3 protein-coding genes and 1 pseudogene are annotated in these 2,366 nt (G+C 46.6%); all 4 read left to right on the forward strand.

The annotated features are described in order from the left end of the window. Positions 1-244 (forward strand): annotated as a pseudogene (locus tag SORDD16_RS12050) (ribosome small subunit-dependent GTPase A); the annotation flags it as partial. Positions 245-254: 10 nt separating this feature from the next. Further along, positions 255-911, forward strand: a complete 657-nt coding sequence (gene rpe, locus SORDD16_RS09215; RefSeq protein ID WP_061453216.1) for a ribulose-phosphate 3-epimerase — start codon at positions 255-257, stop codon at positions 909-911. Next, on the forward strand, positions 874-1,536 hold the full coding sequence (locus tag SORDD16_RS09220) for a thiamine diphosphokinase (RefSeq protein WP_061453217.1): 663 nt from the start codon (positions 874-876) through the stop codon (positions 1,534-1,536). Before rpe ends, SORDD16_RS09220 begins: the two co-directional genes overlap by 38 nt. 1 nt (position 1,537) lies before the next feature. Continuing rightward, positions 1,538-2,366: DNA recombination protein RmuC (gene rmuC / locus SORDD16_RS09225; RefSeq protein WP_061453218.1), on the forward strand; the 829-nt coding region annotated here is incomplete at its 3' end.

A 2,366-nucleotide genomic window follows, 5' to 3' on the forward strand; every position in this document is an offset into this window, starting at 1 on the left:
ACTGGATTATGAAGTGTCAACGGCTGAAGACCTCAATCAGACCTTCCCAGAGATTGCTAGCATCAGTCGTGACTGTAAGTTCCGTACTTGTACCCATACCCATGAGCCGTCCTGTGCGGTTAAGCCAGCTGTAGAAGAAGGAATCATTGCGACCTTCCGTTTTGACAACTACCTGCAATTCCTCAGCGAAATTGAAAATCGCAGAGAAACCTATAAAAAAGTCAGCAAAAAAATTCCAAAATAAGGAGAAACCTATGTCTCAATACAAGATTGCTCCGTCAATTCTGGCAGCAGATTATGCCAACTTTGAATGTGAAATCAAACGCCTAGAAGCAACCGGGGCAGAATATGCCCATATCGATATCATGGATGGTCACTTTGTACCACAAGTCAGTTTTGGTGCAGGTGTGGTTGAAGCTCTTCGCCCACATAGCAAAATGGTCTTTGACTGCCACTTGATGGTAGCAAATCCTGAACACCACTTAGAAGATTTTGCGCGTGCAGGAGCGGATATCATCAGTATCCATGTGGAAGCAACGCCCCATATCCATGGCGCCCTCCAAAAAATTCGCTCGCTCGGTGTCAAACCTTCGGTTGTCATCAATCCTGGGACGCCTGTCGAGGCAATCAAGCACGTCCTTCATCTAGTTGATCAAGTCTTGGTCATGACGGTTAACCCTGGCTTTGGTGGGCAAGCTTTCCTACCTGAAACCATGGATAAGATTCGCGAGTTGGTTACCCTTCGTCAGGAAAAAGGCTTGAACTTTGAAATTGAAGTCGATGGCGGTATTGATGATCAAACCATTTCTCAAGCCAAAGAAGCTGGAGCGACCGTTTTTGTAGCAGGTTCCTATGTCTTTAAGGGAGATGTCAATGAACGAGTGCAAACTCTCAGAAAACAACTGGACTAAAGTTGCCGTTTTTGCAGGCGGAGATCGCGGTCATTATCGGACGGATTTTGATTGCTTTGTCGGTGTGGATCGCGGTTCGCTCTGGGTCTTGGAAGAAGATCTGCCTCTCGCTCTAGCAGTCGGGGATTTTGATTCGGTGACTGCAGATGAACGTCAGTTGATTCAAAAACGTGCCCAGCATTTTGTCCAAGCCCGGCCAGAAAAGGATGACACAGATCTGGAATTGGCTCTCTTAACCATCTTTGAGCAAAATCCTCAGGCTCAGGTCACTATTTTTGGGGCTTTGGGTGGCCGTATTGACCATATGCTGGCCAATGTCTTTCTGCCTAGCAATCTCAAGTTGACCCCCTTTATGCGCCAGATAGCAATTGAGGATGGGCAAAATTTGATTGCCTATTGTCCAGAAGGGACCAGTCAGCTAGAACCCCGCTCGGACTACGACTATCTTGCTTTTATGCCAGTTCGGGATAGCCAGCTGACCATTCTCGGTGCCAAGTATGAGTTGACAGAGGAAAATTTTTTCTTTAAAAAAGTATACGCTTCTAACGAATATATAGATAGGGAAGTTTCGGTAACTTGCCCAGATGGCTATGTCGTCGTGCTGCATAGCAAGGACAGGAGGTAGGATGGAGACTGTATTATTACTATTATTAATTGCCAACCTAGCTGGGCTCTTTCTGATTTGGCAAAGGCAGGATAAGCAAGACAAGTACCTGGCCAAGAGCTTGGAGGAGCAAGCGGATCATTTGTCAGACCAGTTGGATTATCGCTTTGAGCAAGCCAGACAAGCCAGTCAGCTGGATCAAAAAGATTTGGAAGTGGCTGTCAGCGACCGTTTGCAAGAAGTGCGAATTGAATTGCACCAAGGTCTGACTCAGGTCCGTCAAGAAATGACAGATAACCTCTTGCAAACTAGAGACAAAACCGACCAACGCCTTCAAGCCTTGCAGGAATCAAATGAGCAACGTTTGGAACAAATGCGCCAGACAGTCGAGGAAAAACTAGAAAAGACCTTACAGACACGCTTACAGGCTTCCTTTGAGACAGTTTCCAAGCAACTGGAGTCTGTCAATCGTGGTCTTGGAGAAATGCAGACAGTTGCCCGTGATGTTGGAGCTCTTAACAAGGTTCTCTCTGGAACCAAGACGCGAGGGATTCTGGGGGAATTGCAACTGGGGCAAATCATTGAAGACATCATGACACCTGCCCAGTATGAACGAGAATTTGCAACAGTTGAAAACTCCAGTGAACGAGTGGAGTATGCCATCAAGTTACCTGGACAGGGTGACCAGGAATATGTCTACTTACCGATTGACTCCAAGTTTCCACTGGCGGATTATTACCGCTTGGAAGAAGCCTATGAAGCAGGCGATAAGGACGAAATTGAACGTTGTCGCAAGTCACTCCTAGCTAGCGTCAAGCGCTTTGCCAAGGATATCAAGAGCAAGTACATAG

Source organism: Streptococcus oralis (genome assembly GCF_001578945.1).
Taxonomy (GTDB): Bacteria; Bacillota; Bacilli; order Lactobacillales; family Streptococcaceae; genus Streptococcus; species Streptococcus oralis_Q.

What these genes read in the sequence shown, in the direction of transcription:
- rpe (WP_061453216.1), top strand. Translation starts at nt 255, where the DNA reads ATGTCTCAATACAAGATTGCTCCGTCAATTCTGGCAGCAGATTATGCC.
- SORDD16_RS09220 (WP_061453217.1), top strand. Translation starts at nt 874, where the DNA reads ATGAACGAGTGCAAACTCTCAGAAAACAACTGGACTAAAGTTGCCGTT.